This window comes from Nocardia sp. NPDC088792 (assembly GCF_044750615.1).
Lineage (GTDB): Bacteria > Actinomycetota > Actinomycetes > Mycobacteriales > Mycobacteriaceae > Nocardia.
In genome coordinates, this window is record NZ_JBIVKC010000004.1 from 363,651 (window position 1) to 381,739 (window position 18,089).

At 67.6% G+C, this 18,089-nt stretch carries 19 protein-coding genes; 13 read left to right on the plus strand and 6 right to left on the minus strand.

Features of this window, described 5'->3' with window-relative positions; translation table 11 throughout:
• Window positions 1-15 precede the first annotated feature (15 nt).
• Window positions 16-1,473 carry an aldehyde dehydrogenase family protein gene (locus ACIP5Y_RS28200; RefSeq protein ID WP_400354499.1) on the plus strand — a complete coding sequence of 486 codons (1,458 nt, stop codon included), beginning with the start codon at window positions 16-18 and terminating at the stop codon, window positions 1,471-1,473.
• An 18-nt stretch (window positions 1,474-1,491) separates the two neighbouring features.
• On the opposite strand, the gene ACIP5Y_RS28205 is transcribed toward ACIP5Y_RS28200, so the two are convergent.
• Together ACIP5Y_RS28205 and ACIP5Y_RS28210 are read right to left on the minus strand one after the other, a co-directional pair.
• Entirely contained in the window at window positions 1,492-2,637 is a 1,146-nt protein-coding gene (locus ACIP5Y_RS28205) for an FAD-dependent monooxygenase (RefSeq protein WP_400354501.1), read from the minus strand.
• 10 nt (window positions 2,638-2,647) lie between these two features.
• On the minus strand, window positions 2,648-3,652 hold the full coding sequence (locus tag ACIP5Y_RS28210; RefSeq protein WP_400354502.1) for an LLM class flavin-dependent oxidoreductase: 1,005 nt from the start codon (window positions 3,650-3,652) through the stop codon (window positions 2,648-2,650).
• A 153-nt stretch (window positions 3,653-3,805) separates the two neighbouring features.
• On the opposite strand from ACIP5Y_RS28210, the gene ACIP5Y_RS28215 reads away from it, so the two are divergent.
• From ACIP5Y_RS28215 to ACIP5Y_RS28230, 4 genes are all read left to right on the plus strand, one after another.
• Window positions 3,806-5,593 carry an FAD-dependent monooxygenase gene (locus ACIP5Y_RS28215; RefSeq protein ID WP_400354504.1) on the plus strand — a complete coding sequence of 596 codons (1,788 nt, stop codon included), beginning with the start codon at window positions 3,806-3,808 and terminating at the stop codon, window positions 5,591-5,593.
• Window positions 5,594-5,617: 24 nt separating this feature from the next.
• Window positions 5,618-6,316, plus strand: a complete 699-nt coding sequence (locus ACIP5Y_RS28220; RefSeq protein WP_400354506.1) for a GntR family transcriptional regulator — start codon at window positions 5,618-5,620, stop codon at window positions 6,314-6,316.
• A gap of 227 nt (window positions 6,317-6,543) precedes the next feature.
• The gene (locus ACIP5Y_RS28225) at window positions 6,544-7,449 is read left to right on the plus strand and encodes an oxidoreductase (protein ID WP_400354507.1); all 906 of its coding nucleotides are present in this window, start codon (window positions 6,544-6,546) and stop codon (window positions 7,447-7,449) included.
• A 214-nt stretch (window positions 7,450-7,663) separates the two neighbouring features.
• The gene (locus ACIP5Y_RS28230; protein WP_400354509.1) at window positions 7,664-7,966 is read left to right on the plus strand and encodes a hypothetical protein; all 303 of its coding nucleotides are present in this window, start codon (window positions 7,664-7,666) and stop codon (window positions 7,964-7,966) included.
• 87 nt (window positions 7,967-8,053) lie between these two features.
• On the opposite strand, the gene ACIP5Y_RS28235 is transcribed toward ACIP5Y_RS28230, so the two are convergent.
• On the minus strand, window positions 8,054-8,905 hold the full coding sequence (locus ACIP5Y_RS28235; RefSeq protein ID WP_400354511.1) for a helix-turn-helix domain-containing protein: 852 nt from the start codon (window positions 8,903-8,905) through the stop codon (window positions 8,054-8,056).
• A gap of 167 nt (window positions 8,906-9,072) precedes the next feature.
• Here ACIP5Y_RS28235 and ACIP5Y_RS28240 point away from each other — a divergent pair, with 167 nt between their 5' ends.
• Genes ACIP5Y_RS28240 through ACIP5Y_RS28255 form a run of 4 tightly spaced genes read left to right on the plus strand, consistent with a single transcriptional unit; the run spans window position 9,073 to window position 11,613 of the window.
• Window positions 9,073-9,531: a cupin domain-containing protein gene (locus tag ACIP5Y_RS28240; protein ID WP_400354513.1), complete on the plus strand. Its 459-nt coding sequence runs from the start codon at window positions 9,073-9,075 to the stop codon at window positions 9,529-9,531.
• Between the two features lie 37 nt (window positions 9,532-9,568).
• Window positions 9,569-10,375: an alpha/beta fold hydrolase gene (locus ACIP5Y_RS28245; RefSeq protein WP_400354515.1), complete on the plus strand. Its 807-nt coding sequence runs from the start codon at window positions 9,569-9,571 to the stop codon at window positions 10,373-10,375.
• Window positions 10,376-10,414: 39 nt separating this feature from the next.
• Complete coding sequence (locus ACIP5Y_RS28250) at window positions 10,415-11,161, plus strand: MBL fold metallo-hydrolase (protein ID WP_400354517.1); 747 nt, start codon at window positions 10,415-10,417, stop codon at window positions 11,159-11,161.
• 2 nt (window positions 11,162-11,163) lie between these two features.
• Window positions 11,164-11,613 carry a putative quinol monooxygenase gene (locus tag ACIP5Y_RS28255; protein ID WP_400354519.1) on the plus strand — a complete coding sequence of 150 codons (450 nt, stop codon included), beginning with the start codon at window positions 11,164-11,166 and terminating at the stop codon, window positions 11,611-11,613.
• On the opposite strand, the gene ACIP5Y_RS28260 is transcribed toward ACIP5Y_RS28255, so the two are convergent.
• A complete protein-coding gene (locus ACIP5Y_RS28260; RefSeq protein ID WP_400354521.1) occupies window positions 11,567-12,055 on the minus strand; it encodes a cupin domain-containing protein in 489 nt (162 codons plus the stop codon). The two genes, ACIP5Y_RS28255 and ACIP5Y_RS28260, sit on opposite strands and share 47 nt — an antisense overlap.
• A 167-nt stretch (window positions 12,056-12,222) precedes the next feature.
• Here ACIP5Y_RS28260 and ACIP5Y_RS28265 point away from each other — a divergent pair, with 167 nt between their 5' ends.
• Window positions 12,223-13,752, plus strand: coding sequence for a flavin-containing monooxygenase (locus ACIP5Y_RS28265; protein WP_400354523.1), 1,530 nt, complete (start codon window positions 12,223-12,225; stop codon window positions 13,750-13,752).
• Here the strand turns inward: ACIP5Y_RS28265 and ACIP5Y_RS28270 are convergent.
• The gene (locus tag ACIP5Y_RS28270) at window positions 13,710-14,465 is read right to left on the minus strand and encodes an IclR family transcriptional regulator (protein ID WP_400354525.1); all 756 of its coding nucleotides are present in this window, start codon (window positions 14,463-14,465) and stop codon (window positions 13,710-13,712) included. The two genes, ACIP5Y_RS28265 and ACIP5Y_RS28270, sit on opposite strands and share 43 nt — an antisense overlap.
• Window positions 14,466-14,591: 126 nt before the next feature.
• Here ACIP5Y_RS28270 and ACIP5Y_RS28275 point away from each other — a divergent pair, with 126 nt between their 5' ends.
• Genes ACIP5Y_RS28275 through ACIP5Y_RS28285 form a run of 3 tightly spaced genes read left to right on the plus strand, consistent with a single transcriptional unit; the run spans window position 14,592 to window position 16,956 of the window.
• Complete coding sequence (locus ACIP5Y_RS28275) at window positions 14,592-15,095, plus strand: cupin domain-containing protein (RefSeq protein ID WP_400354526.1); 504 nt, start codon at window positions 14,592-14,594, stop codon at window positions 15,093-15,095.
• The gene (locus ACIP5Y_RS28280; RefSeq protein ID WP_400354528.1) at window positions 15,092-15,985 is read left to right on the plus strand and encodes an alpha/beta fold hydrolase; all 894 of its coding nucleotides are present in this window, start codon (window positions 15,092-15,094) and stop codon (window positions 15,983-15,985) included. The genes ACIP5Y_RS28275 and ACIP5Y_RS28280 overlap by 4 nt, the downstream gene beginning before the upstream one ends.
• The gene (locus tag ACIP5Y_RS28285; RefSeq protein WP_400354529.1) at window positions 15,982-16,956 is read left to right on the plus strand and encodes a hypothetical protein; all 975 of its coding nucleotides are present in this window, start codon (window positions 15,982-15,984) and stop codon (window positions 16,954-16,956) included. The genes ACIP5Y_RS28280 and ACIP5Y_RS28285 overlap by 4 nt, the downstream gene beginning before the upstream one ends.
• Here the strand turns inward: ACIP5Y_RS28285 and ACIP5Y_RS28290 are convergent.
• Window positions 16,854-18,077, minus strand: a complete 1,224-nt coding sequence (locus ACIP5Y_RS28290) for an FAD-dependent monooxygenase (RefSeq protein WP_400354531.1) — start codon at window positions 18,075-18,077, stop codon at window positions 16,854-16,856. The genes ACIP5Y_RS28285 and ACIP5Y_RS28290 overlap by 103 nt on opposite strands.
• Between the last annotated feature and the right edge of the window lie 12 nt (window positions 18,078-18,089).

Consider the following 18,089-nt stretch of genomic DNA (forward strand, 5'->3'; position numbering starts at 1 on the left):
GACCCGGAGCACATCATGACCGACATCGGCACCCGCATCTACCAGTGGTATGCGGGCGGGCAATGGCGTGACGCGCCAGGCGTTTTCGACGACTACGAGCCCTATACGGGACAGGTCTACGCGCAGGCCCCGCATTGCGGGCCGGAGGAAGCGAGAATCGCCATCCGGGCGGCCGACGACGCCTTCCCCGCCTGGGCGGAGACCCCGCCCGCGGAGAAGGCCCGGCTGTTCCTGCGGGCCGCGGCGATCGTCCGTCGCCGCGAGGAGATGGCCACCGTCCTGGCGCGCGAAACGGGCAGCACGCTACCGTTCGCCGCCGCCCAGCAGGATATGGTCGCGACCACCTTGGAGCAGGCCGCCAATTGGGTATTCCTCCCCAAAGGCGAAGTGCTGCAGTCGAATCTGCCCGGCACCCACTCCATCGCAGTGCGCCGCCCGGTCGGGGTGGTCGCGAGTTTCACCCCGTGGAACGGTGCGAACATCCTGGGCTGGCGAGCCGTGCTCAGCCCCCTGGCGGCGGGCTGCACCGTCGTGGTCAAACCCTCCGAGTACGCGCCCATTTCGGCCGGGCTGATGATCGCCGAAGTCGCCGAGGAGGCCGGGTTCCCGCCGGGAGTGATCAATGTCGTGCCGCACGCGCCGGGCGGGGCCGCGCCGATCGCCGAGGAGTTCTTCGCCAGTCCGCAGGTGCGGGCCATCAACCTCATCGGCGGTGTCGGCACCGCGCGAATACTGGCCGAACGAGCGGGACGCACCCTCAAACGCACCGTTCTCGAACTCGGCGGCTACAACCCGATGATCGTGCTCGACGATGTGGACATCGACTACGCGGTACGCACCGCGACTTTCGGGTCGTTCTTCCATCAGGGCCAGATCTGCCTGAACACCCGGAAGATCATTGTTCAGCGCGGGATCCACGACGAGTTCCTGGCGAAGTTCATCGCCCGCACCGAAACCCTGCCCACCGGCGACCCGTTGGATCCGAGAACGATCATCGGGCCGCTCGTGCACCAGGGTGCGGTCGATCTGATGGAAACGCGTATTGCCGAGGCGGTTTCACTCGGCGCCACTGTTCGAACCGGTGGAACTCACGAGGGTCTGGTTTTCAAGCCGACCATTCTCACCGGCGTGCCGTACGAGGCCACCATCTCCAATGAGGAAACGTTCGGCCCGATGGTCATAGTCGAGCCCGTCGACACCGCCGAAGACGCTGTCGCCGTGGCCAATCGCGTCCGCTACGGCCTCACCTCGAGCATCCTCGCCGGTGATACCTACAAGGCGTTCGAGCTCGCCCCGCGGCTCATGCACGGCGTCGTGAACGTCAACTCCCCCACCGTGAACGATGAGCTCCACGCCCCGGTGGGCGGCGTCCGCGAGAGCGGCTGGGGCCGCACCGGCCCGCACAGCATCGAGGACTTCACCGATGTCATCTGGATCAACAGCACCAGTGGCGAACGCCGGTACCCGTTCTGACCGATCAGGCTTCGACGATCAGGCTTCGAACAGCCAGCCGAGGCCGTCGAGGCCGAAGATCTCGCCGCGGCTCATGGCCCCGTCCCGCGCACGCTGCTCGGGGCCATCGGGCAGGTGGTAGGCAATGTTGTTGTCCCAGGACATCTTCTGGATGCGGGAGGCGCGGGGCAGGCGGCGGTTCTCGTAGCGCTGTAGTGCGGTCTTCGGGTCGGCGGCCGCGAGGCTCTCTGCCAGGACGCCGGCGTCCTCTATCGCCTGTGCCGCGCCCTGTGCCATGAACGGCAGCATCGGATGGCAGGCGTCGCCGAGCAGCGCGAGGGCGGGCGCGAGCCAGGTCGGCAGGGGTGCACGGTCGTAGAGTGCCCAGCGGTAGACCGGTGCGGTGACCCGCGCCAAGAGCTCGGTCACTTCCGGGGACCAGCCGCGGAAGCGGCTCCGCAGCTCATCGGGATCGCCAGGGGTGATCCAGGATTCGGTGCGCCAGTCCGAGGCGGTGTCCACGCAGACGAGGTTGAGGTAGCGGCCGTCGCGGCCGACCGGGTAGGCGATCAGGTGGCGGCCGGGGCCCAGCCAGTTCCGCACGGTCCGCTCGGCGCCGTCGGCGGGGATCACGGCCCGGTAGGCGCACATGCCCGAAAACCGGGCGGGCACATCACCGATGGTGCGGGCGCGCATGGTGGAGTGGATGCCGTCGCAGCCGAGCACCAGATCACCCTCGAGCCGCCGTCCGTCCGCGGTCGATACGGCTGCGCTGCCGAGGGCGCCGGTCACCTCGACCACTTCGGCGCCCAGCAGCAGGTCTTCCGGCGGCTGCGCGGCGGCCAGCAGCGCGATCAGGTCGGGCCGGTACACGGTGTAGTACGGCGCGTCGAACCGCTGGCGCAGTTGCGATTTCAGCGGCCATTCGGTGAGTACGCGGTCATCGGCCCAGCGCAGGAACCGCACCGTCTCGGGGGCCACGCCCACCTCGGCCAGCTGCTCGCCGAGTCCCAGTCGCTCCATGATGCGAGTCGCATTGGGGCCGAGCTGGATTCCCGCGCCCACCGCACCGAATTGGGCCGCGCGCTCGACCACGGTGGCGCGCCAACCGGACTGCCGCAGGGCCACGGCCGCGGTCAGCCCGCCGATGCCGCCGCCGACAATGATGGCGTGCAGTGTCTTCACCGTGCCGCCTTCACCGGGTCGCGGCCGCCGGAGCGCCGGGCGCACCGGCCGCGGCTTCGAGCGCGGGCTCGAGATCGGTGCCGGGCGGGGCGCTCAGCAGGATCTCCGTCGCGCCGGCCCGGCGGTATCGTTCGATGCCGTCGCGGACGGCGGAACCGTCGCCGAGAGCGCACAGTTCGGCGATGAAGGCGGCGCTGATCGCTTGTTTGCGGCTTTCGAGGTCGGTCGCCGCGTCGAATTCGGCGAGCTCCTTGTCGAATCCGGCCGCGGCGAACATCGCCCGGTAGAAGGGCAGGCCGAAGTATCGATGCAGCTCGGTGCGGACGGCATCGAGCATGACGGACTCGTCCCCGCCGACGGCGGTCGGCATGGCGGCGGTGATCGTGAAGCCCGCCAATGTTTTTCCGGCCGCCGCCCGTGCGGCGGCGACCGTGGGCACGACCACCTCGTGGATGTAGTTGGCGGGGCAGGCCCACAGCACGATTCCGTCGGCCGCCTCGGCGGCAAGTTTCAGCATTGCCGGCGACAGGGCGGCGAGGACTATCGGGATATCGGGGCGCGGCGTGAATCCGGTGAACGCGAAGGTCGTACTCCACCGGTGGCCTTCGGGCACGGGCTCGCCGGTCAGCAAGGCGCGCACCGCACCGAGGTATTCGCGCATCTCGGTGACGGGTTTGCCGATCTCCTGCCCGTGCCAGGGGCCCATTGTCGACCGATGCCCCACCCCGAGGCCGAGACGATAACGGCCACCGGACAATTCGTCGACCGTCGCGGCGGCCTGCGCCATCGAGGCCGGGGAGCGCGGGTAGATGGGCGCTACCGCGGTGGACAACTGCGCTCGCCGGGTCTGCACGGCGATGGCCGCCAGCAGGCTGAACGAGTCCCGGGCCGCGATGTGCGAGGCGGTGATCGAGGAGTACCCGAGCTCGTCCGCACGCCGCGCGAGCCGCAGGATGGCGTCGATGCTCGCCCACGGCGGAATCATCAACCCGATATCGGCGCTGGTCGCATCCATTGTTCAAGTATCGAACAGCCCTGCCGACACTTCAAGAAGATATCGATATTTTCTCACTTCAAGACATTTTACTGATTTATCGTTTTTACGTTGACCTGCGGGCGACCGGCTGCTTCAGTTGATTCATCCCGCAAGTCAAGGAGCGCAGCCGCCATGCCGACAACAACGGAACTGGAAGTGCCGGTCCTGATCGTGGGCGCGGGCCCCGCCGGACTGACCTCGTCACTTGCCTTGCGGCGGTACGGAATCGATCATCTGGTCGTCGAGCATCATGCGGGCACCGCGCACACGCCGCGGGCCCATATCGTCAATCAGCGGACCGTGGAGATCCTGCGCCATCTGGGTATCGAGGATCGGTTCCGGGCCGTGGCCACGCCGCAGTCCATGATGCGGAACAACCTGTGGGTCACCACGCTGGCCGGCCGGGAGATCGCACGCTCCGAAACCTGGGGCACCTCCCCCGAGCGGATCGGCGAGTACACCGCGTCGAGCCCGGTGCAGATGGCGAACTGCCCGCAGACGGTATTCGAACCGCTACTGCTCGCCGCCGCGCGCGATGCGGGCGCCGACATCCGCTTCGAGGTCGACTTCCTGAGCGCGGAGCAGACCGGCGAGTGGGTCGTCTCCACGCTCGTCGATCGCCGGACCTCGGCGCGGTTCACGGTCCGCTCGCGCTATCTGCTCGGCGCCGACGGCGCCCGCAGCCGCGTCCTGTCCGCGGCGGGACTCTCGGTCGAGGGACCGGCGGGACTCATCCATGCCGCCAATGTCTGGTTCGAGGCCGACCTCGGCCGCTACCTCGCGCATCGACCGGGTGTGCTGACCTGGAATGTGATGCCCGGACCGCTGCCGCCACTGCGGCTCGGAACGCTGATCTGCCACAAGCCCTTCAGCGAATTCGTGCTCGCCTTCTTCTACGATCCGGCGCAGCACGACCTCGCCGAGATGACCGAGGCCGAGCTCACGGATCGGGTCCATGCCGCCATCGGCGATCCGGTCGTGCCCGTCAGGATCAAGAACGTCTCCGGCTGGCAGGTCAATGCCCAAGTCGCACAGTCCTATTCGGCGGGGCGCATATTGTGTCTCGGCGATGCGGTGCATCGGCATCCGCCGACGAACGGCCTCGGGCTGAACATGTCGGTCGCGGACGCCTTCAACCTCGCCTGGAAGCTCGCGCTCGTGCTGCGCGGCCGCGCGACGCCCGCCCTGCTCGACACCTATTCCCAGGAGCGTCAGCCGATCGGCGCGGCCGGTGTGCAGCGAGCCATCACCAGCCTGATGGAGGGCGCGGAGATCGAGAAGGCGCTCGGGTTGGCGCCCGATCAATCCGCCGAAGACGGCTGGGCCGCACTCGATGTGCTCGATGACCCGGGACCCGACGGCGCGGCGCGGCGGCAGGCCTTGCGCGCGGCGATCGAGCTGAGCAACTTCCAATTCAATGCGCACGGAATCGAACTCGGATATCGGTACGAGCGCGGGGCACTCGTCGGCGAGCGCGAGACGACTCCCCCTGTGCCCGAGGCGGAATCGGTGCTGCACTACACGCCCACCACGGCCCCGGGCACACGAGTCCCGCACGCGCGCATCGAACGTGACGGAGAGCCGCTCTCGACCCTGGACCTCGTCGACGGACTCGGGTTCGCGCTGCTCACCGGCGTCGGCGGCGAAGGGTGGTGCGAGGCCGCGGCCGCGATCCGCGGCAGGTTCGGGGTGCGCCTCGATGTCCATCTCATCGGCGGGCACGCGAAGGACTCCGTCGCCGACCCGCTGGGCGAATGGGCGCAGGTGCGGGAGGTGGGCCCGAGCGGCGCGGTCCTCGTCCGGCCCGATCGGCATATCGCCTGGCGCTGTGCGGATTTCTCGCCGGCGGCGGTGGCCGGGCTGGAAGCAGCGTTCGATCATCTCCTGACACGATCGAATATCGATATTCTGCATCTTTGACGTTATCGTGCTAGAAAGTGTCTTGTGGCTACCAAATCTGCTTCCGCGAGCAGAACCGAGGAGATCTTCGAGCAGCTCCGCGCCGATGTGCTGAACGGCCGCTACGTCCCCGGGCAGCGCATGAAGAGCGCGGAACTCGCCGAGCGCTTCCAGGTGAGCCTCACCGTCATCCGCGAGGCCCTCACCCGACTGGCGGAACAGGATCTGCTGGTCGCGAACCCGCAGCGCGGGTTCAGTGTTCGCACGCTCTCGATCGCCGACCTGGAGGATCTCACCAGCGTCCGCATCCAGTTCGAGACCGCGGCGCTCCGGCAATCCTTCGAACGCGGCGATCTCGCCTGGGAGACAACCGTTCTGGGCGCACACCACACCCTGGAACGCACTCCGGTCGTGCTACCCGACGGCTCCTTCAACGAGACCTGGCCGACCATCCATCGCGACTTCCACCGCGCCCTGCTGGCGGGCTGCGGCAGCCCCCGCCTGGAGGCCATCACCATCTCCCTGCGCGACAGCGCCGAGCTCTATCGCCGCTGGTACTACGCCATGACCGACGACCACGACCGCGACATCCCCCAGGAACACCGCGACCTCAAGGACTTCGCGCTCGCCCGCGATATCGACGCCGCGATACCCCTGTTGTCCGAGCACATCGAGCGGGCCCCGCGCCGCCTGATCGCCTACGCCGCCGAGCACGGCCTCGACACCATGCCGGTCCAATCCTGAATCACCCTGCACGAAAACACATTTCACCAGGCGCCGCCGGTTCACCGGAATCAGGTGACCACTTCTCACCTGCCCGAGTGCGACTCTCGAAGCCATGGAGCACACCATGCCCGATCGCCCCGGAAGCACGAGCGTCCTGATCGTCGGCGGAAGCTCGGCCGGTGCGGTCCTGGCCGCGCACATCTACCGCCGCGTCTACGACACCCGATACTGACCGAGGAGAAGTCATGGCCAACCCCGACTCCGGCCTGGAACGCGCCGGAACGTTCCCGCTCGGTGATCGCCGGGTCCACCGAATCGGCTACGGCGCGATGCAATTGGCCGGCGACGGGGTCTTCGGGCCGCCGCACGACCGGGACGAGGCGTTGCGGGTGCTGCGCGCCGCCGTCGCGGCCGGGATCGATCACATCGACACCGCACAGTATTACGGGCCGGGAACCGTCAACGAGCTGATCCGGGAGGCCCTGCATCCCTATCCGGACAATCTGGTGATCGTCAGCAAGGTCGGCGCTCGGCGCGGCAGCGACGGCTCGATACTGCTGTTCGACGAGCCCGATGAACTCACCATGGGTATCGAGGAAAATCTCGAGACGCTCGGCGTCGACCGGCTGGGCGCGGTCAATCTGCGACTGCTCGACGGCGCGGTGCCCGGCAAGCGATTCGACGCGCAACTGGCGGCCATGATCCGGGCCCGGGAGGCCGGATTGATCGAGGGCATCGGGTTGAGCAATATCTCGCGGCAACATTTGCTGCGCGCCCTGGATCAGACCCCGATCGTGTGCGTGCAGAACCTGTTCAATGTGGTCGAGCGCGGCTCTTCGGATTTGCTGGCCGAATGCGCGGCGCATAATGTCGCATTTGTCCCTTTTTGCCCCTTGGGAATGTCACGCGAGGCACGCCGCCGGATCCGCACCGACCCACAATCGGTCTCGATCGCGAAGCGCCTGAACGCCACTCCCGCCCAGGTCGCCCTCGCCTGGCTACTGGACCTCTCCCCCAATATCCTGCTCATTCCCGGCACCAAGAACAGCACGCATCTGGCCGAGAACATCGACAGCGGCACGGTGGCGCTCGATGATGCCGACCGCCGATCATTCTTCGTACGCGTGGCGGCCGGACCGGAAATCATATAAATATAGTGTGGCGCAGCGAGTTCTACGGATTCTCATGCGATGGAAGTCCCGAATCGGCCACCCTGTGAGGCAGAGGCATTTCGGACTCCTCGTGAACCATGGGCTTTACTGAGCCAGCACACCTAGGTGATCGAAATGCCCCGATCCGAACTCGGCCTACCGGTACGCCGGAACGCCCCCGGATCAGATCACCACCCATCACGAAAGGCTGAACATGAAACGACTCATCGGAGTACTCGCCGCTACGGCTGCCGCCGGCGCCACCATTCTCCTGGCCGGCCCGGCCCAGGCCGATGGCAACTACGTGATGGTCGGCGGCTCGCAGTACAACGATCCCTCGGGTTGCTTCGTCTCGGAAGACACGGCAATTCCTCTGGCCATCTCGAACCAGTCCGACCAGACCGTGTACGTCTACAAGAGCACCACCTGCGGCCAGGGCGCCGCGATCGCCCAGATCCCGCCGGGCGGCGCCGGCACCATCCCGGCCGGCTCCCTCTCCGAGGGCCCCGCGAGCTGACGCTGACAGTTCGATGAACACCCCGGGCATGATCCACAATGCCGGATCATGCCCGGGTATCGGTAGGCCGGACACCCGGCCCGAAAATCATTGCGGGTAATGGAACGACCGCTCGTGGTCCTCGCCCAGCGCGGCCAGGCGGTGCGCATCGCGGGTTCGCGGCCGCGCGGTGAAGACGACCAGCTTGAGATCGCCCTCGGGCACCGACAGCGCGTTCGCGTCCAGCGTGATCTGCCCGACGGCGGGATGATGCGTCACTCCGGTGGTGCCCACGAATTTCGCGGCGGATCCACTGCACCACAGCTCGTCGAAGCCGCCGTGCGAGGCGCGCAGCTCGGCGGTGAGTTTCGCCAGCTCCTCGTCGTGCGGATAGCGGCTCACCGCGTCGCGTAGGTCGGCGACCAAGGCCGCCTTGAAGTTTCGCTCCTGCGCATCGCATTCCCAGTCGAAGTTGGCGGGTTCCATGAAGAAGCGCCAGGCCATATTGCGCTGGTTGTAGTTCTCCGCCGGTTCGCCGAAGACGCGAACGCCGAGTGCGTTGTAGGACAACAGGGTCCAGCCCGCGTCGTAGACCCCGACAGGCACGTCCGAGAGCCGGTCGAGCAGTTGCTGCGTCGCCGCGCCGATGGTGCGATGCACCGCGCCGGGAGCGGCTATCGCATGCCCGGACAGCGCCGAGAGCTGCTCGTACTCGGCCTGTGAGAGACGCAGCGCGCGAGCCAGCGAGTTGACGACCGAGGCCGACGGATGGCTGCGTCCCTGTTCCAGTCGCTTGATGTAATCCTCTGACACACCGGCCAATTGGGCCAGCTCCTCGCGTCGCAGTCCGGGTGTGCGGCGTGCGCCGGGCGGCCGCGGCAGGCCGGACTCCTCGGGCGAGAGGCGATTGCGGTATTCGCGGAGCAGCGGCCCGAGACTACGAGCGTTCTTGGTGGCCATACCAAAGTGTGAAGGCAACCGCCCCGCATCGCAGACGAGGAATTCCCGTGGGCGGGACAACTGCTCATGGGTGGGACAACTCGGCCCTGGTTGGTGGTCGCCACCGGGAACAGGCTGATTCCGGGTCCGGAAATCGCTCGGACAGTCCCACTCTCGAGGAGACCACCATGAACGACGTATCAGTCATCGGCCCCGATGACGGGGAGAGCATTCGACTCGGGTCCACCCGCATGCGGATCCTGGAGGACGGATCCACCACCGGCCATCGCCTCGGCATCGGGGAGATCACCGTCGCCCCGCACACCGACGGCCCGCCGCAGCATCGGCACGCCCAGCACGACGAGGGCTTCTACGTGGTGTCCGGCACGGCCCGGTTCACCGTGGGCGACACCACCTATGACGCGCCCGCCGGCACCTTGGTCATGGTCCCGCCCGGCGCCCCGCACACCTTCGCCAATCCGACCGACGAAACGACGGTGCTGCTCAATACCTTCACCCCGGATCTGTACGTCCAGTACTTCCGGGACCTGCGCGCCATGATCGCCGACGGGCAGCCGCTCACGCCGGCCGCGCAGATCGAGGCGATGAGCCACTACGCCACCGAGCCCGCGACCGACTTCGCCTAGCCGCCGGGCCGATCAGACCAGTCTCAGGAGAAATCTCATGTCCACCACGACAATCCACACCGTCGTCCCCGCGGGGATCGGCCCGGTCGAACTGACCGTCACCGATCACGGCTCCGGGCAACCGTTCCTGCTGCTGCACGGCGGGGCGGGCCCGCAGTCGGTGAACGGCTTCGCCGAGCTGTTCGCCGCCAGCTACGACGTGCGCGTGCTCGCCCCCACCCATCCGGGCTTCGGCGGCACACCCCGGCCCGAAAGCCTCGACGGCATCGCCGATCTCGCGGCGCTCTACGATGCGCTGCTCGAACAGCTCGACCTCGATGACGTGACCGTCATCGGCAACTCCGTCGGCGGCTGGATCACCGCCGAGATCGCACTGTTGCAGAACCCGCGCGTGAGCGGCATCGTGCTCATCGACGCGGTCGGTCTCGAGGTGCCGGGACATCCGGTCGCCGACTTCTTCGCCCTCACCCTGGATCAGGTCTTCACCCTCAGCTTCCACAATCCCGGCCCGTTCCGCGTCGACCCGGCCACGCTGCCCCCGGCGGCACAGGCCATCGCCGCGGGCAACCGGGCCGCGCTGCAGACCTACGCCGGCGCCTCGATGACCGATCCGGGCCTCGCCGATCGGCTGGCCGAGCTGGAGATTCCGACATTGGTGCTGTGGGGCGAATACGACCGCATCGCCGACCTCGACTACGGCCGCGCGTACGCCACGGCCATTCCCCTGGCCCGGTTCCAACCGCTGCCCGATACCGGGCACATGCCGCAGCTGGAAACTCCGCACCAGGTACTGCATGCCCTCTGGCACAGCGCGGACACCGACTTCTCCGCTTTCGCGCGCTGACCACTCATCCACAGCCACTCCAGAATTCGAGGACCGGCAATGTCCACCATCGCAGTCACCCGCGTGACGCACAGCTGCCACCTGATCGAGATCGGCGGCCGCACCTTCCTCACCGACCCCTGGTTCAGCACCAGACCCGGCTACTACCAAGGCGAACCGATCGCCCTGAGCATCGCCGAACTCCCGCAACTGGACGGCGTGCTGATCAGCCACGACCACTACGACCATTGCGACCTCGAAACCTTCACCGCCTACCGGGACCACTCGGTGCCCTTGCTGGTCGCCGAAACCGTTGTCGAACACGCGAAACGCACCGGCTTCGACAATGTGACCGGGATGCGGCCCTGGGACAGCGGCGAGATCGGCGGGGTAACCATCACCGCCGTGCCGGCGAAGCACGGGGTCCACGAGATCACCTTCGTCCTGCGGGCAGGCGCCGATGCCGTGTACTTCGCCGGCGACACCCTGCTGATCCCTGAGCTCTCCGAGATCCCGCAGCGTCTCGGCCACATCTCCCTGGCCCTGCTGCCCACCAACGGCCTGCACGTCCGCCCCGCCGGCAATATGCAGGTCGTCATGAATGCCGAGGAGGCAGCCGAATTGACGGCCATCCTCCGCCCCGAACTCGCCATCCCGCACCACTACGCCTTCACCAAGGGCTGGCTCGGCGACCGCCTCATCACCAGCAGCGACCGCGATCCGAGCCACTACCTCGAAGCCGCCCGCAAACTCGCCCCCGACACCACCGTCCGCATTACCGAACCCGGCACCCGAGTGGAGCTGTGACCATGCCCGACAACGACTTCGTGACCGCGAGCCTGCAGCACGGCAACCTCCAGGTGGACATCACCGACCCCGGCCCGCGCCCCATGATCGCCATCCTGGATGCGAAACCCGATATGGTCGAGGAATTCCGGGACAGCATCATCGAGCTGGTCCGCGCGGTCCGCACCGAACCCGGCTGCGTCGCTTTCACCGCCTACCAGGCCCGCGACCTCCCCGGCCGCTTCTACCTCTACGAGATCTACACCGACGCAGCCGCTTTCGCCGCGCACCTCGCAACCGATCACACCCATGCCTTCATCGCCTCGATCCCCGGATTGAGCACCGGCGGCCCCGGCAGCCTCATCCAACTCGACGAAGTCCCGATCCCCACCGTGGCTGCGACCTCGCCGGCGCCCACTGTGCCGGTCAGCCGGCGGGCTTGGGGACGAGCGAAAGGCCGTGGTGGCGCATGATTTCGGCGACCTTGGTCATGTCCCGGGGGCCGGGCGGAAGTTGGCTCAGGTCCCGGTAGTAGTCCTCGAGACCCGGCGGGGAGACGACCGCGACGATGCGGGTCTCCTCGTCGAACGGGTTGTAGAAGACGTGGGGGACATTGCGGGGCAGCAGGATCGAGGCGCCGGGGACCAGGGTGCGGGCTATACCGTCGAGTTCGACGACGACCTGTCCGGCGGTGCAGATGAACAGTTCGTCCTGGCGGGTGTGGATGTGGGTGGGCGGGCCGCCGAGGCCCGGCGGGACCACGTATTCGAACAGTGAGTACGCGCCGCCGGTGGCGGCGCCGTCGAGGCGGAGATGGATGCCGAGTCCGATCGCCCCCATATGCTCGCCGCTGTCGGGCAAATTCAGCGCGGTATCGTCCGCCCGGTGGTCCCGGGTCTGCTCGTCCACATCCACGATCGGCTCCTTCGTTCGCCGCGGCCGTCCCGGCCGTGCGGCTGGAGCTCCAGCCTGACGCGGGTGAGCGCGGAGTGCAGCCCCTCGTCTCCCTGGGAGAGACGATCGTTTGCGGATCGGCCGCCGGGCATCGAGGCTGTGATGACCTAGACAGCAGGGGTTCAGACATGCGAATCGCGATCATCGGCGCCGGCGTCGCCGGTCTCACCACAGCGAAGGTGCTCACTCAGGCCGGGCACGCGGTCACGGTTTTCGAGAAGGCCCCGGACGTCGGCGGGGTGTGGAGCCGTACCCGGCGCTATCCGGGTCTGACCACGCAGAGCCCGAAGGCGCAGTACTCGTTCTCGGATTTCCCCATGCCGCCCGGCCTGCCGGAGTGGCCGGCGGGACCGCAGGTGCAGGAGTATCTCGCCGCCTACGCGACCGCCTTCGGGCTCGATCAGCTCATCCGGCTGGACACCGAAGTGACTGCGGCACATCCGGATACCGATGGCGGATGGACGATCATGTCGGTGACGCGGGCCGCCGCACCGGTGACCGAGACCTTCGATCGCCTCATCGTCGCCAATGGGGTCTTCTGCGAGGCCGCGGTGCCGGCATATCCGGGTGCGGGGGAATTCCGTGCCGCGGGCGGAATCCTGTGTGCCGGAACCGAATTCCATGATGCCGAGCAGGCCCGCGGCAAGCATGCGCTGGTCGTCGGCTACGGCAAATCCGCCTGCGATGTCGCCGTGCCGATCAGCGAGGTCGCGGTGAGCACGGAGGTGATCGCCCGGCAGATGCTGTGGAAGGTGCCGCGACGGGTCGGCGGGCGGGTCAATTTCAAGATGCTGCTGCTCACGCGTCTCGGCGAGGCGCTGTTCCGCTACGCGCGTTTGCGCGGGGTGGAGAAGTTCCTGCACGGGCCGGGCAAGCCGCTGCGTGATCGCATGATCAATTCCGTCGGTACCGCGTCGATCCGGCAATACGGCCTGGATACGCTCGGCCTTGTTCCGGCGGGGCAGATGGAGGATATCGTCCGGGGCGCAATCGGTTTGGCGACAGAGGGTTTCTACGAGGGTGTCGCGGCGGGAGCCATCACGGTGCATCGCGACCGGACCATCGCGCGGCTGTTCGCCGTCGAGGGCCGTCCGTTCGCCGAACTCGACGACGGCCGCACCCTGCCGGCCGAGCTGATCGTCTGCGCGACGGGATTCACCCAGGGCGTGCCGTTCCTGCCGGCGGACGTGCGGGATCGCCTGCTGGACGAGCGCGGAAACTTCATGCTCTATCGGCAGATTCAGCCGGTGGACGTGCCGGGCCTGTACTTCAACGGCTACAACTCCTCGTTCTTCAGCCCGCTCAATGCCGAGATGGCGGCGGTGTGGATCGCGGCCGACCTGGCCGGACTGCTCACGCTGCCGGACCCGGAGGCCAAGCGTCGCGCGGTCGCCGATCAGCTCGCATTCCTGGACTCGGCCACGAACGGTCATCACTGCCGGGGCACGAAGATCATTCCGTTCTCCATGCACAATGTGGACGAGGTGCTCGGCGATATCGGCCTGGACATTCCCGCGCCGGTGCGTGCCTGGCATTGGCTCGCGCCGATCGATCCCGCCGCGTATCGCCGGATCACGCCGGCGCTCATCCGGCGGCAATCGGCGCCGCCCGCGGCCTATCGCAGCACCGTATCCGCACGCGGAGCCGCCGCGAAGTAGGCCCGTGACGACGCGGCGGCGGCCATGCAGACGGCCGGGGCGACCCGGTCCGCCCGCACCGCCGCACTCGGCCCGGTCACCGAAACAGCCGCGACGACGTCTCCGAGCGGACCGAAAATCGGTGCGGCGACACAACTTACGCCGACATTGCCTTCCTCCCGCTCGGCCGCCCACCCGCGCGGCGGCACGGCAGCGAGTTCCCGCATGATCGCGATCTTGTTCGTCAAGGTACGCGGAGTTCGTTGCGGCAGTTCGGAATCCAGCACCAGGTCGACCGTCTCCCGATCGGAGTAGGCGAGGATGGCGCGTCCCATGGCCGAGCAGTAGGCCGGGACGCTGCCGCCGGTCTGGGAGAGCATGGGCATCGGCCGGTGGCCGCTGATCTTCTCCACCACCAGGATCCGGTCGCCCTCCAGCACGCCCAGCTGCACCGTGGTCATGGTGGCATTGTGCAGGTCGTGCAGGAACGGCAGCACGGCCTCGCGCAGTTGCAGGCGGATCGGGGCCAGGCTGGCGATCTCGAAGAGATGACTCCCGATGCGGTAGCGGCCGCCGAACTTGTCCAGCCAGCCGAGCCCGGCCATCCGTTCCGCCGAACGGTACACGGTGGAACGCGGCAGCCCGCAGCGGGCGACCAGGCCGGCCAGGCTCAATTCGCGATGTGTGGCGTCGAAAGCGCCGAAAATGGCGGCAGCACGATCCAATCCACTCATCGGGGAGTCATGTTCGGTCTCGTCGCGCACGTCGCCAGCCGTTTCTCTCAGCGGAACGACTTGTCCACGTTCCGGCCGATACCAGCCAGGCTAGACCTCGACGGCAGCAGAACGGAGCCAAACCCCATGGCGAACAGCGGCAGCGATTTCCACCTGATGGACTTTCTCGGCGGCCTCGCCGATACCGTCCCGCCCGGCACGGCGCGACCAGTGGTGGTGCACGCCGATCAGTTGACGCCACTACCCGCCGATCAGGTGCACAATCCCACCACCTTGGCGATCGCCGGACGGCTGCCCACCGTCACCTTCGAGATCTTCCGGCAGACCATCCCGGCGGGGCTCAGCTCGGATATGCAGCGCCACCACCACGAAACCGTGCATTACGTCATTTCGGGCGACGGGCACAGCGATATCGAGGACGACACCGAACCCTGGGCGACCGGGGCCTTCATCTACACCCCGCCGTGGACCTGGCACCGCCACTACAACGACTCCCCCACCGCGCCGGTCGAATTCCTCACCATCGAGAACTCCCGGCTGCTCGGGATACTCGGCGTGGGACGCCGGCAGAGCGCGGGACTGGTCACCGTCGCCCAGGCCCGCGCCCGATTCGGTAAGGACCCGCAATGAACACACCCTCCGGCCGGCCACTGCCCGAGCACATCGGCATCTGGGGCGAACTATCCACCACCGCACACGAATTGCGGTTCGTCGACGTCGCCGGCGTACGCACCCGCGTGCTGCGTGCCGGGTCGGGACCGGACCTGATCCTCTTGCACGGCACCGCGGGTCACCTGGAGGCCTACGCGCGCGATATCGCCGGCCTGGCCGAGGACTTCCGGGTGACGGTCTACGACATGGTCGGCCACGGCTGGTCCGCTCTCCCCGACTACCCGTATACGACCGAGGTGCTGTCCACCCACTTGATCGGCCTGATGGATGCCCTCGGCATCGAATCCGCGCATCTGTCGGGCGAATCGCTGGGCGGGTGGGTGGCGGCCTGGGCCGCCGCACACCATTCCGACCGGGTGCGCCGGCTGATCCTCAACACTCCCGGCAATATCGCCGACAAGCCGGAGGTGATGGTGACCATGCGCGAGAGCACAATGGCCGCCGTACGCGACCCGAACCCCGCCACCGTCCGCCGCCGTGTCGAATTCCTGTTCCACCACAAGGAATTGGTGACCGACGAACTGGTGAACCTGCGCCGCGCCGTCTATGCCCGCCCCGGCTTCGTCCGTGCCGCCGAGAACATCCTGGTCCTCCAGGATCCGGTGGTGCGCAAGGACTTCGCATGGCGGCCCGAATGGGTCGGCCGGATCACCGCGCCGACCCTGCTGCTGTGGACCGACCACGACCCGACCGGCGGACTCGACGAAGCCGAACTGCTCCTGCACTGGCTACCCGACGCCCGCCTGCACGTGATCACCGACGCCGGCCACTGGCCCCAATGGGAGCAACGCGACGAATTCCTGCACGCCCATCGCGAATTCCTGCTGCTCGGCAAGGATCCCGCATGACGGAAATCGCCGGCCTGGTAGCCATCTCCCACTCCCCCTTCGCCGAGCTACTGCCGCCGACCGGCCCGACCGCACCCGGCGCCCGCTTCCTGGCCGACGCCGCCCGAGTCGCGACAGCGGTAGCCCGCCTCTCCCCCGACGCGGTCATCGTCATCGGCCCCGACCATTTCCACGCCAACTTCTACGACCTGATGCCCCCCTTCGTACTCGGCGTCGAGCAGGTCACCGGATTCGGCGATTTCGGCAGCCGCCCCGGCCCACTCCCGGTAGCGACCGCCCTGGCCTGGTCGATCCAGCACCACATCACGGCAGCCGGTTTCGACCCCGCCCTCTCCTACGCCCTCACGGTCGACCACGGCATCGTGCAGAGCTACGAAATGCTCTGCGGCACAGCCGGTATCCCCATAGTGCCACTGGTCGTCAACGCCAGCGCCCCACCCCTACCATCTCTACAACGCTGCGTACAAATAGGCCAGGCCCTCGGCGAAGCCATCCACACCTCCGACGTCGCAGGCAGCGTCCTCCTCATAGCCAGCGGCGGACTATCGCACTGGCTGCCATCCAGCGACCCCCGCGATCCAGCGGTCGACGACGAACGCCGAGCCGGGGTAATCCACGGCCGCCGAGACGCCCACGCCTTCGCCGCAGCCCGAGAACCCCGCATCCGCGCCCTGGGCGGCGACCCGGCCGCCCGCGTCAATATCGAATGGGACAACTGGTTTCTCGACCACCTCCGCGCCGGCGACCTGACCCCGATCACCGCCCTCACCGAAGATGAACTGGAACAGGTCGCAGGCCGCGGCGGCAACGAAATCCGCAACTGGCTGATAGGCGCCGCTGCCGCCGCGGCACCTCTCGCATGGACGAGCTACGAGCCCGTCCCCGAATGGATCACCGGGATGGCCATCGGAACGACCTTCCCGATCGACTCGCGCTCGACGACGTCCAGCGCGACACGCTCGGCGTCGTAGGTGGCCAGTTCCAGGCGGTCGTAGAGGTCGACGATACCTTCGGATTGTTGGTTCGGGGACAGGGTGGTGGAGCGGTAGAGTTCGCCGGCGACGCGGGCGCCGTTGTGTACCTGGCGGTTTCGTTCGATGCGGAGGGTTTCGTAGGTGCGCAGGCGGGATGGGATGTCGGCGGGGTGGGCGTGGGTGAGGAGGACGGCGAGGGTGATGGCGTCTTCGACGGCCTGGTTGGCGCCTTGGCCCAGGTTCGGGGTGACCGCGTGGGCGGAATCGCCCAGGAGGGTGATGCGGTTGGTTGACCAGCGGTGTTGTGGGGTGCGGTCGTAGATGCCCCAGCGGAAGGTGTGGTCCATGGTGGCGATGACCTGGCGTACCTGCTTGTCCCAGTGGGTGTAGGCCGCGGCCAGTTCGGTGATGTCGCCTGGGGCGCTCCAGGATTCCTCGATATCGAGGTTGGTCGGGACGGAGGCGACGACATTCAGCATGGCGCCGGCCGATACCGGATAGGTGAGGAAGGTTTGGCCGGGGCCTATCCACATCGACCAGACACTCATGTCGTAGATGCCGGCCAGGCGGGCGGCGGGGATGAGTCCGCGGTAGGCCATGATTCCTTCGCTGACGGGGTCGGTTTCCACGCCGACCGCCGCCTGGATCACCGAGTGGATGCCGTCGGCGCCGACCAGGAGATCAGCGCGGGTCTGCGTGCCGTCGGCGAAATCGATCCGCACGCCGTCGTCGTCTTCGATCGCACCCACGCATTCGCGGCCGAGCCGGACGGTGCCGGGCGGGAGTGCGGACACGAGCAGGCGCTGGAACTCCGCGCGATGCAGCGGGTAGGTCCGGTCCATCGGATAGGCCGGCCGATATCCGGGAAGCGGTTCGCCGCCCAGGGTTTTCATTGCCATCGTCGAGACCTTGCCGGCGATAGCGGCGAGATCGTCCAGGAGGCCGAGGCTGTCGAAGACTCGGGCGCCGTTCGCTCCGATGAGCACGCCGGCGCCCAATTCCCTGAGTTCGTGTGCCTTCTCGTAGATCGCCACGTCGATGCCGCGGCGGTGCAGGGCAATCCCCGCCGTCAGCCCGCCGATGCCCGCCCCGATGATCGCGACCCGTAATCCACCCATGATCCTCGGCCT

Excerpts from the sequence above, each read along its gene's own strand:
- ACIP5Y_RS28200 (WP_400354499.1), top strand. The coding sequence starts at position 16 with ATGACCGACATCGGCACCCGCATCTACCAGTGGTATGCGGGCGGGCAA.
- ACIP5Y_RS28285 (WP_400354529.1), top strand. The coding sequence starts at position 15,982 with ATGACGGAAATCGCCGGCCTGGTAGCCATCTCCCACTCCCCCTTCGCC.
- ACIP5Y_RS28265 (WP_400354523.1), top strand. The coding sequence starts at position 12,223 with ATGCGAATCGCGATCATCGGCGCCGGCGTCGCCGGTCTCACCACAGCG.
- ACIP5Y_RS28230 (WP_400354509.1), top strand. The coding sequence starts at position 7,664 with ATGAAACGACTCATCGGAGTACTCGCCGCTACGGCTGCCGCCGGCGCC.
- ACIP5Y_RS28215 (WP_400354504.1), top strand. The coding sequence starts at position 3,806 with ATGCCGACAACAACGGAACTGGAAGTGCCGGTCCTGATCGTGGGCGCG.
- ACIP5Y_RS28270 (WP_400354525.1), bottom strand. The coding sequence starts at position 14,465 with ATGAGTGGATTGGATCGTGCTGCCGCCATTTTCGGCGCTTTCGACGCC.
- ACIP5Y_RS28250 (WP_400354517.1), top strand. The coding sequence starts at position 10,415 with ATGTCCACCATCGCAGTCACCCGCGTGACGCACAGCTGCCACCTGATC.
- ACIP5Y_RS28225 (WP_400354507.1), top strand. The coding sequence starts at position 6,544 with ATGGCCAACCCCGACTCCGGCCTGGAACGCGCCGGAACGTTCCCGCTC.
- ACIP5Y_RS28245 (WP_400354515.1), top strand. The coding sequence starts at position 9,569 with ATGTCCACCACGACAATCCACACCGTCGTCCCCGCGGGGATCGGCCCG.
- ACIP5Y_RS28255 (WP_400354519.1), top strand. The coding sequence starts at position 11,164 with ATGCCCGACAACGACTTCGTGACCGCGAGCCTGCAGCACGGCAACCTC.
- ACIP5Y_RS28210 (WP_400354502.1), bottom strand. The coding sequence starts at position 3,652 with ATGGATGCGACCAGCGCCGATATCGGGTTGATGATTCCGCCGTGGGCG.
- ACIP5Y_RS28235 (WP_400354511.1), bottom strand. The coding sequence starts at position 8,905 with ATGGCCACCAAGAACGCTCGTAGTCTCGGGCCGCTGCTCCGCGAATAC.
- ACIP5Y_RS28290 (WP_400354531.1), bottom strand. The coding sequence starts at position 18,077 with ATGGGTGGATTACGGGTCGCGATCATCGGGGCGGGCATCGGCGGGCTG.
- ACIP5Y_RS28240 (WP_400354513.1), top strand. The coding sequence starts at position 9,073 with ATGAACGACGTATCAGTCATCGGCCCCGATGACGGGGAGAGCATTCGA.
- ACIP5Y_RS28275 (WP_400354526.1), top strand. The coding sequence starts at position 14,592 with ATGGCGAACAGCGGCAGCGATTTCCACCTGATGGACTTTCTCGGCGGC.
- ACIP5Y_RS28280 (WP_400354528.1), top strand. The coding sequence starts at position 15,092 with ATGAACACACCCTCCGGCCGGCCACTGCCCGAGCACATCGGCATCTGG.